At 66.7% G+C, this 11,795-nt stretch carries 11 protein-coding genes; 5 read left to right on the top strand and 6 right to left on the bottom strand.

Annotated features, from left to right (window positions below; translation table 11 throughout):
- Positions 1-359: 359 nt before the first annotated feature.
- Genes J9314_RS13220 through sdhC form a run of 4 tightly spaced genes read right to left on the bottom strand, consistent with a single transcriptional unit; the run spans position 360 to position 3,749 of the window.
- Complete coding sequence (locus tag J9314_RS13220; RefSeq protein ID WP_181275926.1) at positions 360-1,151, bottom strand: succinate dehydrogenase iron-sulfur subunit; 792 nt, start codon at positions 1,149-1,151, stop codon at positions 360-362.
- The gene (gene sdhA / locus J9314_RS13215) at positions 1,151-2,911 is read right to left on the bottom strand and encodes a succinate dehydrogenase flavoprotein subunit (RefSeq protein ID WP_181275927.1); all 1,761 of its coding nucleotides are present in this window, start codon (positions 2,909-2,911) and stop codon (positions 1,151-1,153) included. Before sdhA ends, J9314_RS13220 begins: the two co-directional genes overlap by 1 nt.
- A 9-nt stretch (positions 2,912-2,920) precedes the next feature.
- Positions 2,921-3,370 carry a succinate dehydrogenase hydrophobic membrane anchor subunit gene (locus J9314_RS13210; protein ID WP_181275928.1) on the bottom strand — a complete coding sequence of 150 codons (450 nt, stop codon included), beginning with the start codon at positions 3,368-3,370 and terminating at the stop codon, positions 2,921-2,923.
- Between the two features lies 1 nt (position 3,371).
- Positions 3,372-3,749, bottom strand: coding sequence for a succinate dehydrogenase, cytochrome b556 subunit (gene sdhC / locus J9314_RS13205; protein WP_166973017.1), 378 nt, complete (start codon positions 3,747-3,749; stop codon positions 3,372-3,374).
- Positions 3,750-4,161: 412 nt separating this feature from the next.
- On the opposite strand from sdhC, the gene J9314_RS13200 reads away from it, so the two are divergent.
- The 5 genes from J9314_RS13200 to J9314_RS13180 all read left to right on the top strand — a co-directional run bounded on the left by J9314_RS13200 (position 4,162) and on the right by J9314_RS13180 (position 9,478).
- Entirely contained in the window at positions 4,162-5,271 is a 1,110-nt protein-coding gene (locus J9314_RS13200; protein ID WP_210602793.1) for a mannose-1-phosphate guanylyltransferase, read from the top strand.
- A gap of 185 nt (positions 5,272-5,456) precedes the next feature.
- Positions 5,457-6,629, top strand: a complete 1,173-nt coding sequence (locus J9314_RS13195) for an amidohydrolase (protein WP_181275930.1) — start codon at positions 5,457-5,459, stop codon at positions 6,627-6,629.
- Positions 6,630-6,690: 61 nt separating this feature from the next.
- The gene (locus tag J9314_RS13190) at positions 6,691-7,836 is read left to right on the top strand and encodes a BMP family ABC transporter substrate-binding protein (protein WP_246490390.1); all 1,146 of its coding nucleotides are present in this window, start codon (positions 6,691-6,693) and stop codon (positions 7,834-7,836) included.
- A 59-nt stretch (positions 7,837-7,895) separates the two neighbouring features.
- Positions 7,896-8,999, top strand: a complete 1,104-nt coding sequence (locus tag J9314_RS13185) for an adenosine deaminase (protein ID WP_210605681.1) — start codon at positions 7,896-7,898, stop codon at positions 8,997-8,999.
- Positions 8,996-9,478, top strand: coding sequence for a hypothetical protein (locus J9314_RS13180; RefSeq protein WP_246490389.1), 483 nt, complete (start codon positions 8,996-8,998; stop codon positions 9,476-9,478). The genes J9314_RS13185 and J9314_RS13180 overlap by 4 nt, the downstream gene beginning before the upstream one ends.
- Positions 9,479-9,484: 6 nt before the next feature.
- On the opposite strand, the gene J9314_RS13175 is transcribed toward J9314_RS13180, so the two are convergent.
- A complete protein-coding gene (locus J9314_RS13175; protein WP_246490388.1) occupies positions 9,485-10,873 on the bottom strand; it encodes an FAD-dependent monooxygenase in 1,389 nt (462 codons plus the stop codon).
- A 177-nt stretch (positions 10,874-11,050) separates the two neighbouring features.
- On the bottom strand, positions 11,051-11,761 hold the full coding sequence (locus tag J9314_RS13170; protein ID WP_210602792.1) for a hypothetical protein: 711 nt from the start codon (positions 11,759-11,761) through the stop codon (positions 11,051-11,053).
- Between the last annotated feature and the right edge of the window lie 34 nt (positions 11,762-11,795).

Below are 11,795 nucleotides of genomic sequence, written 5' to 3'. Positions count from 1 at the left end.
AGAGCCCCGTGCCGGCGGTATGTTTGCCATACTCTTCTCTGGGATACTCACGTTCTTCGGTGAGTGTTCCGGAGAAACGTGTGCCGAACGAGGGGTGGCTGCGCGATGAGTCGCCGGTTCGGCCTATTCTGCGCTGGGTAGCCCAGTTCCGGAACTGGGCTACCCAGCGCAGAATAGGCCGAAACAGGGTTATCGCGCAGGCGAAGGCCGGCGCACACACGAAAGCGGCCGTACACTCGAAAGTGCACGGCCGCCTCGGTGATCATGCTGCGGATCGATCCTATACGGATCAGACCACGCGAATCAGGCCACTCGGTTCACACCACGCGGATCGGACCACTCGGTTCACACCACGTGGGTCAGAAGGCGCGCTGGAGAACCGCCTGCTTCACCTCGGCGATGGCCTTGGTGATCTCGATGCCGCGCGGGCAGGCCTCGGTGCAGTTGAAGGTGGTGCGGCAGCGCCACACGCCTTCCTTGTCGTTGAGGATCTCGAGGCGCATGTCCCCGCCCTCGTCACGCGAATCGAAGATGAAACGGTGCGCGTTGACGATCGCGGCCGGCCCGAAGTATTGGCCGTCGGTCCAGAACACGGGGCACGACGAGGTGCACGAGGCGCAGAGGATGCACTTCGTGGTGTCGTCGAAGGCCGCACGCTGCTCGGCCGACTGCAGACGCTCACGCGTCGGCTCGTGACCGGAGGTGATGAGGAAGGGCATGATCTCGCGGTACGACTGGAAGAAGGGCTCCATGTCGACGATCATGTCCTTCTCGAGCGGCAGTCCCTTGATCGCCTCGACGGTGATCGGCTTGGACGTGTCGAGGTCCTTGAGCAGGGTCTTGCAGGCCAGACGGTTGCGACCGTTGATGCGCATGGCATCGGAGCCGCACACGCCGTGGGCGCAGGACCGGCGGAAGGACAGCGAGCCGTCGATCTCCCACTTGATCTTGTGGAGGGCGTCGAGCACACGGTCGGTGCCGTACATCGTGACGTTGTACTCTTCCCAGTGCGGCTCCGAGTCGACCTCGGGATCGAAGCGTGCGATCCGGAAGGTGCAGTCGAAGGACGGAATGGAACCGCCTTCGCCCGAGACGCTCTGGGGCAGGTCGATCTTCGACGCTGGTTCGGCTGTTTCTGCAGTGGTGCTCATCAGTACTTACGCTCCATCGGCTGGTAACGGGTGACGATGACGGGCTTCGTCTCCAGACGCATGCCCTTGATGCCGTCGGTCTCCGCTTCGGGATCGAGGTAGGTCATCGTGTGGTGCATGAACTTCTCGTCGTCGCGATCCGGGAAGTCCTCGCGGAAGTGTCCGCCGCGGGATTCCTTGCGGTGGATGGCGGCGACGGAGATGACCTCGGCGAGCTCGAGCAGGAAGCCCAGCTCGACGGCCTCGAGCAGATCGAGGTTGTAGCGCTTGCCGCGGTCCTGGATGCCCACGTTGTTGTAGCGTTCGCGCAGCTCGGCGATCTTGTCGAGGGCTTCCCGGAGGGTCTCGTCGGTGCGGAACACCTGGACGTTGGCGTCCATGACGTCCTGCAGATCCTTGCGGATGGCACCGATGCGTTCGGTTCCGTCCGAGGTCCGCATCTTCTCGAGCAGTTCGACGACGTCGGTCTCCGGGTTCTCCGGGAGTTCGACGGAATCGGCGGTCTTCGCGTATTCCGCGGCGGCGATGCCGGCGCGCTTGCCGAAGACGTTGATGTCGAGAAGCGAGTTCGTGCCCAGGCGGTTCGAGCCGTGCACGGACACGCAGGCACACTCACCGGCCGCGTAGAGGCCGGGGATGATGTTGTCGTTGTCACCGAGGACTTCGGCCTCGATGTTCGTCGGGATGCCGCCCATCGCGTAGTGCGCGGTCGGGAACACCGGCACCGGTTCGGTGTAGGGCTCCACACCGAGGTAGGTGCGGGCGAACTCAGTGATGTCGGGCAGCTTCTCGTCGATGTGCGAGGGCTCGAGGTGGGTGAGGTCGAGGAGGACGTAGTCCTTGTTCGGTCCGCAGCCGCGGCCTTCGCGCACCTCATTGGCCATCGAACGGGCCACGATGTCACGCGGGGCAAGGTCCTTGATCGTCGGGGCGTAGCGTTCCATGAAGCGCTCACCCTCCGAGTTGCGGAGGATGCCGCCCTCACCGCGGGCCGCCTCGGAGAGCAGGATGCCGAGGCCGGCGAGGCCCGTCGGGTGGAACTGGAAGAACTCCATGTCCTCGAGCGGGATGCCGCGGTTGTAGGTCACGGCCATGCCGTCGCCGGTCAGGGTGTGGGCGTTCGAGGTGGTCTTGAAGACCTTGCCGACACCGCCGGTGGCGAAGATGATCGACTTCGCCTGGAAGATGTGGATCTCACCGGTGGCCAGTTCGTAGGACACGACGCCGGCCGGGCGCTTGACCCCGTCGACCTCGGTCATGACGAGGTCGAGGACGTAGAACTCGTTGTAGAACTCGACGCCGTGCTTGACGCAGTTCTGGTAGAGGGTCTGGAGGATCATGTGACCGGTGCGGTCGGCTGCGTAGCACGAGCGGCGGACGGCGGACTTGCCGTGGTCGCGGGTGTGACCGCCGAAGCGACGCTGGTCGATCTTGCCTTCGGGGGTGCGGTTGAAGGGCAGCCCCATCTTCTCGAGATCGAGGACGGCGTCGATGGCTTCCTTGGCCATCACCTCGGCGGCGTCCTGGTCGACCAGGTAGTCACCGCCCTTGACGGTGTCGAAGGTGTGCCATTCCCAGTTGTCCTCTTCCACGTTCGCCAGTGCGGCGCACATGCCGCCCTGGGCTGCGCCGGTGTGGGAACGGGTGGGGTAGAGCTTGGTCAGCACAGCGGTGCGGGCGCGCTGTCCCGACTCGATCGCCGCACGCATGCCGGCGCCGCCGGCGCCGACGATGACGACGTCGTAATGATGTACCTGCATGTTTCTCCTTTAGGCCTTGCAGAACTCAGCCAGGACCGAGGGGTCCGCTCCGGCCGGGCAGGGATCGAACGTGAAGATGACGAGCGTGCCGAGCACGATGACGATGACCGAGGCGATGTAGAGGATCATCTGCAGAGCCATGCGTGTGCCGGGCTTCTCGGAGTAGTCCATGATGATGGTGCGCAGGCCGTTGGTGCCGTGCAGCATCGCCAGCCACAGCATGAGCAGATCCCAGATCTGCCAGAACGGGCTGGCCCACTTGCCGGCCACGAAGCCGAAGTCGATGGCCTGGACGCCGTCGCCGGCCCACAGGTTGACGAACAGGTGGCCGAAGATGAGGATCACGAGGACGACGCCGGAGACGCGCATGAACAGCCAGGCGAACATCTCGAACTTCGAGCGGGTGGACTTGTGCCGGGAATAGCCGGTCCGCGGAGCCGGAATGGATGTAGTGCTCATGTCAGCCTCCGAAGGTGTGCATCAGCTGGCGGGGAACGAAGGCGATCATGATGATGAGCCACAGAATGATGACTCCCCAGAACAGCTTCTTCTGATTTTTCGGGCCGCTCTTCGAGAAGTCGACCAGAATGACGCGAAGACCATTGAACGCATGGAATGCGATTGCGGCGACGAGCGCGATCTCACCGAATGCCATGACCGGTGTCTTGTAGGTTCCGATCACAGCGTTGTAGGCCTCGGGCGAGACGCGAACGAGGGCAGTATCGAGCACGTGGACCAGAAGGAAGAAGAAGATTCCGACGCCTGTGACGCGATGCGCGACCCAGGACCACATTCCTTCGTTTCCTCGGTACAGAGTGCCCGTAGACGCTTTGGCCACGGAGCATCCTCCATCTTGATTATTCGGGTGTGTACGTCTAGAAACTACGCTCAAGACCGCTTCCGTGCCAGTCGAGACACCACAGAGCGCGCGGGATCACACGACTACCCTGGCAATTCCCTCAAAACTGGGATTTCGTGTCTCATGGAATTTCAATTACATCACAGTCGTGTGAGCTAAATGATTTCCCTCACGCTCTGACCTGGGTCGTCCTGTGAGACGTCCGCCATCGCCGAGGTGGTGCCGATCGGAGGCCGGCGACCCGCACCGAGGTGGTGGCGGGCTCGACCGGACACCCGCGCCGAGGCGGTGCCCAGGTGAGGATGTCCCCACCGCTGGTCTGGGGTCGACCGTCGCCGACACGGCGGACAACCTCGGCGAAGCGCTGCCCGAACTCTGAGACACTGAAATCGTGAACACGCACTTCCACGCCATCATCCCCGCCGGCGGTTCCGGAACCCGTCTCTGGCCCCTTTCGCGCCGGGCGACCCCGAAGTTCCTCCACGATGTGCTCGGCCTGGGCCGCAGCCTCATCCAGGCCACCTGGGACCGGGTCGCTCCCATCGTCGGAGACGACCGCGTCTGGGTGGTCACGGGGCAGAGCCATCTCGAGCAAGTCGTCGAGCAGCTGCCGGAGATCTCACGGTCGAAGATCGTCACCGAACCCTCCCCGAAGGACTCCGCCGCGGCCATCGGCCTGGCGACGATGCTCATCGCCCGGGAGGACCCCGAGGCGATCGTCGGTTCGTTCTCCGCCGACCACTCGATCACGAACGTCGACGAATTCCGGCTGGTCATCGATCAGGCCGTCGCCGCCGCCGAGACCGGCGACATCGTCACCATCGGCATCATGCCGCGCAATCCCGCGACCGCCTACGGCTACATCGAGACCGGTGAGCTGCTCGGACTCGACGGGGCACCCACGGCCAGGCGCGCACTGGCATTCGCGGAGAAGCCCGCCGCGAGCACCGCCCGGAACTACGTGAACTCCGGTCGCTACCGCTGGAACGCCGGTATGTTCATCGCGAAGGCCACGGCCCTCCTCGACGTCCTCGCCGAGGAGGACCCCGCCCTCTTCGCCGGACTCTCCCGCATCGCCGCGGCCTGGGACACCCCCGACCACGACAGCGTGCTCGGCGAGGTCTGGCCCGGGCTGGAGAAGCGGGCCATCGACTATGTGGTGGCCGAACCTGCCGCCGCGGCCGGTCGGGTCATCGTCATCCCCGGGGACTTCGGCTGGGACGACGTCGGCGACTTCGACTCCGTGGCCCGGCTGCGCCAGCCCGTGCCCGGTGAGCCGCGCGGGGTGATCTCGATCGGCGGCAACACCGACCTGCTCGAGGTCGACGCCTCAGGGGTCGTGTTCTCCGAAGGCCCGCGGACGGTGGCCATCGTCGGTCTCGAGGACCTCGTCGTCGTCGACACCGATGACGTTCTGCTCATCACCTCGCGCTCGCACGCGCAGGATGTGAAGAAGGCCGTGTCCGTCGCCGGTGAGCGCGGACTCGACGAACTGCTCTGATCACCTGCGCACACAGGCAGGTCGTCCACCCACCACCGGCCTCGGCCTGAGCACCTGCGGCCGCACCGTCGCCGGAGTATGTCGAAATTGGTCGCAATCGGGACAATTGTGACGACCAGTGCCTAGCATTGCTTCAAATGTCCGACATCGCCATCCCCGACCCGTGTTTCTCAGAAGGACCCGACGTGATCAGCTCGACTATCGCTGAGATCGGTGCAGAGCTCATCGATTTCCGCCGCGACATCCATGCCCATCCGGAACTGTCCTTCCAAGAGTTCGAGACCACCGACAAGATCGTCGCCCGCCTCGAAGCCGCCGGCCTGAAGCCTCGGCGGCTCGAGGGAACCGGCGTCGTCTGCGAAGTGGGTGAAGGCCCGGTCACCGTGGGTCTGCGCGCCGACATCGATGCCCTGCCCGTCGACGACCTCATCGACGAGGAGTTCCGCTCGACGGTGCCCGGAGTCGCCCACGCCTGCGGCCACGACGTCCACCTGACCTCGCTCATCGGCGCGGGCATCGCCCTGCAGAAGATCCACGAAACTCGGCCCGGAGGACTCGGCGGCCGGGTGCGGCTGATCTTCCAGCCCGGCGAGGAGGTGACCCCCGGCGGGGCACTGCGCGTGATCTCGCAGGGTGTGCTCGACGACGTGCCCGAGGTCTACGCCGTCCACTGCGACCCGAACGTCGACATCGGCAAGGTCGGTTCGCGCATCGGCGCCATCACCGCTGCCGGCGACACCGTCATCATCCGCCTGTCCGGTCACGGCGGGCACACCTCCCGGCCGCACCTGACCGAGGACCTCGTGTACGCGCTGGGCAAGCTCGCCACCGATCTGCCGTCGACGCTGGGCCGCCTCATCGATCCCCGGCACGCGATCTCGCTCGTGTGGGGCGAGATCAGCTCCGGCCATGCCGCGAACGTCGTCCCCAGTGAGGGGATCCTGCGCGGGACCCTGCGGTGCCTCGACGTCGACGGATGGAATCAGGTCGCCGAGGTGCTTCCCGAGCTCGTCGATCGCATCGCCGGACCGTACGGGGTCGAGGTCGACCTCGAACATCGCCGAGGTGTCCCTCCCGTGGTCAACACCGAGGACCAGGTCACCCTCATCGAAACTGCGGTCCGCGGTGAGCTGGGGGAGAACTCCGTCCAGCTGACCCCGCAGTCGATGGGCGGGGAGGACTTCGCCTGGTACCTCACTCACTGCCCGGGCGCCCTCGTACGTCTGGGCACCCGGACTCCCGGCGGCATCACCTATGACATCCACCAGGGTGATCTGCTCATCGACGAACGCGCGGTCGAAATCGCCGCCCGCGTCTTCACCGCCACCGCACTCAAGGTCCTCGAGCGCGATCGCTGACCAGCGTTCTGACTCGGTGCCCGACTACCTCCTGTCAGGACGGGCCGATAATCTTGGTCCCATGAGGATGAGAGCCCGAGCCACCCGGATCGCCGCACTGGCCGCGGTCGGCGTCCTCACACTCAGCGCCTGCTCCGTCACGACACCCGAGGCTCTCCAGGAGCCGACGCTCGGGTGCTTCGTCTCCGCTCCCGCCGGCTTCGACGATCATTCGGCCGGGGCGCTGACCCTGGAGGAGGCGGAGCTGGCCCGCGGTGCCGGGGTCTTCTCCGGCACCTCGAGTCAGCGTGTCTCCGGTGTCTCGGCCACCTCGGCGGCTCTGCAGCGGATGCATGACCAGGACTGCGCACTGACCTCGGTGATCGGGCCCGGCGGAGCGGACGCACTCGGCAGCTTCGCCTCCGCCCACTCCGACGATCTGTTCCTCGGCGTCTCCAGCGGTTCGCGCGAACTGCCGAAGAACGTGCTGAGCATCGACTTCGACCTCGTGCCGCCGGCCTTCATCGCTGGCTACATCGCCGCCACCGCCAGCGAGACCGGCGAGGTCGGCGTCGTCGTCGCCCGTGGATTCCCGCAGGCTGGGAAGATCCTCACCGCCTTCGACGCCGGGGTCGACCTGTACAACGAGGAGAAGGACGACGGCGCGCAGAAGGTGAAGTCCTACCGCAGCGCCTCGGCGGTCGATCGCACGATCGCCGACACCCGGGAGGCGGGGGCGGATTACTTCGGTGAGTCGTTCGACGATGATGTCGACGTGCTCGTCCCCTTCGGATCGGCGGCCGCGACGGGGGCGATCACCTCGGCGGAGGAGGAGCGCGTCGATCTGCTCAATGATGCGGAGAAGGCCGAGGACGGGGCCGACGAAGGGCCGAGCCTGCCGAAGATCGTCTGGTACGGAACGGCCGGAGGCTTCTCGAAGTCGATCGTCGCCACCGTCGAACCCAACGTCCGCCGCGGCCTGCGCGCGATGTTCCCCGATTGGCCGCAGAGCAAGAACCCCGACGAGGTGGCACCGGCGTCGAAAGAGGAGCCGGAGGAGATCGGCGGCTTCCGGGTCGGCGATCGTCGCTACCTGGGCACGGTCGACAACGGCGGGGTGCGGATCGTCGCCGAGGACGGGTTCCTCTCACGCGTCTCCGACGCCGGCCGCGGAATCACGGACCTGCGGGAGCGGATCAAGAGCGGAGACATCGACCCGGAGGGGTGATTGTCGACCGGTGCGGATCTCAGCCGAAGTGAAGTGTCATCGGATAAGCTGAGACGGTGATGAATGTACCCGCCGGCGTCGCCTCCGACGACCCCATCCTGCAGCTGCCCAAAGTCTCCCTCCACGATCACCTCGACGGCGGTCTGCGCCCGTCGACGATGATCGAACTGGCCGATCGCATCGGCCACACCCTGCCCGCCGCCGACGCGGAGTCGCTGGGGAAGTGGTTCTCCGAATCGGCGAACTCCGGTGACCTCGTCCGCTACCTCGAGACGTTCTCCCACACCGTTGCGCTCATGCAGGACCGTGAGGGTCTGCACCGAGTCGCCAAGGAGTGGGTCCTCGACCAGGTCGCCGACGGCGTGTTCTACGCCGAGGCGCGGTGGGCTCCCGAACAGCACCTCGAAGGCGGGCTCGAACTCGACGAGGTCGTCGACGCGGTTCAAGGAGGCCTTGAGGCCGGGGTCTCCGAGGCGGCCGCCGACGGCAAGTTCATCCGCGTCGGTCAGCTCATCACCGCGATGCGTCAGGCGGAGAACTCCCTGGCGATCGCCGAGTTGGCCATCCGCCACCGCGAGAAGGGCTCCGAATCCGGTGTCGTCGGCTTCGACATCGCCGGACCGGAGAAGGGCTTCCCGCCGTCGGCGCACCTCTCTGCGTTCAACGCCCTGCACCAGGCGTATGTGCCGGTGACGATCCATGCCGGAGAGGCCGCGGGCAAGGAGTCCATCCACGAAGCCGTGACCATCTGCCATGCGCAGCGCCTGGGCCACGGTGCCCGCATCGTCGAGGACATGGACATCGTCGAAGGGGAGGGCCAGCTCGGCAGCCTCGCCGCGTGGGTCCTAGATCAGCAGATTCCGCTCGAGCTGTGCCCGAGCTCGAACCTGCAGACCGACATCGGCGGCACCATCGCCACCCACCCGATCACGGGCCTGAAGGACCTCGGCTTCGCGGTCACCATCAACCCGGACAACCGGCTGATGTCGGGCACCTCGGTGACGCGCGAGATGCGGCTGCTCGTCGATGAGGCCGGATGGACGCAGACGGACCTCGAATGGGCGACCGTCAATGCGGTGACTGCTGCCTTCCTGCCCCTGGATGTGCGTGAGCGTATGCTCGACGAGATCCTCATTCCGGGATTCGCTCGGGTGACCATTTGAGCCCTCGCAGCGACGGCACCTCAGGGTCCGACGGCACCGGGGCCCACGGTCCCGGCGAGTCCGCTGCGACCGGCGGCTCAACGGGCTCGGGCGGCCACGGCGTGCCCACTCCGCGGGAGATGCTGCTGGTCGTCGTGGTCCTCGGCATTCAGTCGTTGGCCCTGGTCGGCGCGGCGGTGTCGTTCCTCGTGGCGGCCTTGGGGGCGGGTCAGTTGGCGACCTCGCTCATCGGCCTGGCCGTCATGTTCCTCATCTTCGCGGCCGGAATCGCGGCGGCGGCCCGGGGCGCGTGGCGCCTGCACCGGTGGGCGAGGCCCGCGTCGATCGCCTTCGAGCTGCTCGTCATCGTGTTCGGGTTCTCCGTCATCGGCGGAACCCTGTGGCTGGGGCTGGTGTGCCTCGTCTCCGCCATCGCCGTGATCTTGGGATTCTTCCTCCCGGCAACCGTCGACGCCTACAACCGCGCCCTGGCCGAGTAGTCTGTCTCACCGAGGCGTCGCCGGAGGCGACCATTTCTGGACGCTCGCGGCCTGAGCCGCGATGAGCCTCCCAGGAACTGCTGCGAAAGCCGCGTCTCGGAGGCCGGCGAGCAGCGGGTTCTCGAGTTGGAACAGCTGCCCCATGAGCCGGGACTTCTTCGCGATCGACTGTGTCCGCGGCCGGCGCATCGCGTCGAAACGCCGCAGAGCCGCAGTGAGTTCCGGGTCCGTGTCGGACTGTCGGTCCGCGTCGGGTTCGTGGCCCGTGTCGGATTTCGCACCCGCCCCGAGGTCGGACGACGGTTCGGACGCGCGTTCGGCACCGTCTCCAGCGCCGCGGCGTACGAGCAGCGGGGCCAGCAGGGCGGAGAGCGTGGCTGCATCCTCCAATGCCTGCCCGCCTCCCTGCCCGAGGTTCGGCGTCATCGCATGCGCGGCATCGCCGAGGAGCACGACCCGGCCGTCGTGATACGTGCGCAGCGGACGGCTGAGGTCGCAGATGGCGGTGCGGGCGACCGCCTCGGTGTCGGTGGCGTCGATGAGTTCGGCGATGGGGGAGTGCCAGCGGGAGAACATCTGCTCGACCGTGGCCTTCTCATCAGCGAAGCTCGCGTGCTCGGGCATGTTCGCCACAGCGAACCAGTAGACCCGGCCGTCGGCCAGCGGGGCGATCCCGAAGCGACGCCCGTGTCCGACCGATTCCCCGGCCTCACCGTCGAGATCCACCGGCACCGAGGTGATGCCCCGCCACGCCGAGTACCCCGAGTACCGCGGGGCCGCCGCTTCCCCGGCGACGCTGGTGCGGATGCGACTGTGGAGACCATCGGCTCCGACGATGAGGTCGAAGCGATCCTCGGCAGTCGGCAGCGGCCCTCCGGTCCTGACGGCATGGTCGGATCCGGTGGACCCGATGGGAGCACTGGGGCCGACAGGACCGGTAGAGCCAGCGGGACCATCTGGAGCCGAGGGACCAGCGGAATCAGCAGAGCCGGTGGCGAAGGCCAGTGTTCCGTCAGCTCGAGCCGCGACCGCCTCGGCGGTGGTGCGCACGGTTCCGGGCTCAAGTGCCTCGAGAAGGATGCGGTGGAGATCGGCGCGGTCGACGATGCGCAGGGCGCCGACCGAACCATTGGGCACACGGGCGATCCACCGTCCGTCGGAACGGCGCTGACCTGCGGTGAAGCCTTCCACGCTGCTGTCGGTGACGGCGTCGAACTCATCGCGCAGGCCTAAGGCGTCCAAGGCGGCCAGACCGTTGGCGAAGATCGACAGCCCCGAACCGCCGGCTCTGACCTCGGACGCGCGTTCGAACACGGTCACCTCGGCGCCGGCTCTCTGCAGCCCCACAGCTGCCGAGAGTCCGCCGATTCCGGCTCCGACGATCGCGATTCTCATAGCCGCATCATCCCATGGCTTCCTGCTGCCGCTTCAGTGGTCGAAACGGTCGGAGCCGTGCCTTGGGTGGGCGAAATGGTCGGAGATCCCCGCGCGGGGGAGGCGACCATTTCGCCCACCCAGCGAACCGTGCCCGGGCGGCGTCGGGTCGTTGGACCGCTGCGGGAGGCCGTCAGGCTACTGGAGGTATTCGCCGCAGGCCTCAGTGAGGAAGTCGCCGGCGACGCCGCCCTCTTCGCCGAGGCTGATCGCCGTCATCTGGATACCCCACCACACGCGCGGCGAGCCGCCCCACTGCTGGCGGAACTCCTCGCGCCGGTCGGGATCATCGGCGAGGTCGTCGGCGGCGAGGCCGATCCGATCCTGCGCATCGTCGGCGGTGCAGCGTTTCTCATCGTCAGGGCCCTTCGGGTCGAGCTCCGGGATGTCTTTGTCGTCGACGGTCTTGAGCGTGTAGGCGGAGTTGCCGATCTCCTCGACGTCGAAGGTGCCGTGGATGAGCAGGAACGGCGAGAGGTCGTCGTCGACGTTCTTCGCATCGACGGTGACGCTCACGCTGTCGGGACTGTCGGCGGTCACGGTCATCTCACCGGAGTCGGGCACCTCGGGGTTGCCGGTGTGGACGTAGACCGTGAGGTAGGCGGGAGTCTTCTTCTCGGCCGCCTCGGCGAGTCCCTGCCACAGCGGATCCGTATCCTTCTTCCCGCCCGGGGAGGAGTCGACGACGGTGACGTCGGGAGCGTCCTTGGGGGTCTCGATCGGGGTGACCTCCTCCTTGCTCACCGAGGGCCGCTCCTGGGGGCGGGTCTCCTCGGGCGTCGACACGCAGGCCGTCGTCGTGGCCAGCAGAGCAGCGGCGGACAGAAGGGCAAGTGGTCGAAGTCGCATGGTTCCTCGAAGTCATATCGGAGTCCGGGTGAGA

This window comes from Brevibacterium oceani, assembly GCF_017948325.1.
In the GTDB taxonomy this organism is placed as follows: Bacteria; Actinomycetota; Actinomycetes; order Actinomycetales; family Brevibacteriaceae; genus Brevibacterium; species Brevibacterium oceani.
Note: the sequence above shows the minus strand (reverse complement) of the source record. Positions and strands in the feature narration are given on the sequence as shown.

Coding starts and splice junctions, on each gene's coding strand:
- J9314_RS13175 (WP_246490388.1), bottom strand. CDS start 10,873: ATGAGAATCGCGATCGTCGGAGCCGGAATCGGCGGACTCTCGGCAGCT.
- sdhA (WP_181275927.1), bottom strand. CDS start 2,911: ATGCAGGTACATCATTACGACGTCGTCATCGTCGGCGCCGGCGGCGCC.
- J9314_RS13185 (WP_210605681.1), top strand. CDS start 7,896: ATGAATGTACCCGCCGGCGTCGCCTCCGACGACCCCATCCTGCAGCTG.
- J9314_RS13170 (WP_210602792.1), bottom strand. CDS start 11,761: ATGCGACTTCGACCACTTGCCCTTCTGTCCGCCGCTGCTCTGCTGGCC.
- J9314_RS13220 (WP_181275926.1), bottom strand. CDS start 1,151: ATGAGCACCACTGCAGAAACAGCCGAACCAGCGTCGAAGATCGACCTG.
- J9314_RS13210 (WP_181275928.1), bottom strand. CDS start 3,370: ATGAGCACTACATCCATTCCGGCTCCGCGGACCGGCTATTCCCGGCAC.
- J9314_RS13190 (WP_246490390.1), top strand. CDS start 6,691: ATGAGGATGAGAGCCCGAGCCACCCGGATCGCCGCACTGGCCGCGGTC.